Raw genomic sequence first — 324 nt, 5'->3', positions numbered from 1 at the left:
TTGTGCATTAACATCTTTTAAATTTTCATAAATTCCACTTTGTATATATAAAGCCCTAGCCCTATCATTTGGTGATAATTTTAGCTTTAAAAGATCGGTTAAAACACTCAAGGCCTTTTCATTTTGATTGGTATTTTGTAAAGTATCTAAATAAATAAATTCTAAATTTGGACTAAAAAGATTAATCCCTTTTAAATTTTGATAATCAATTGCCTTTGGCGCATAAGTTAAAATAGTTGTTTGCATATTATGATCATTTGCATAAGTAAGTAAAGCATCATAAAGCTCTACCATATTAAAATTCATAGGAAAACTCTCTAAAAT

Annotated in this window: 1 pseudogene; it reads right to left on the bottom strand. The window is 26.2% G+C overall.

Annotated elements, in window-relative coordinates:
* Positions 1 to 324: pseudogene (locus JG677_RS08680) on the bottom strand (DUF7494 domain-containing protein); the annotation flags it as partial.

This window comes from Campylobacter sp. TTU-622 (assembly GCF_016598965.1).
In the GTDB taxonomy this organism is placed as follows: domain Bacteria; phylum Campylobacterota; class Campylobacteria; order Campylobacterales; family Campylobacteraceae; genus Campylobacter_D.
The sequence above is the reverse complement of the archived record's forward strand: the minus strand, read 5'-3'. Positions and strand labels throughout refer to the sequence as shown.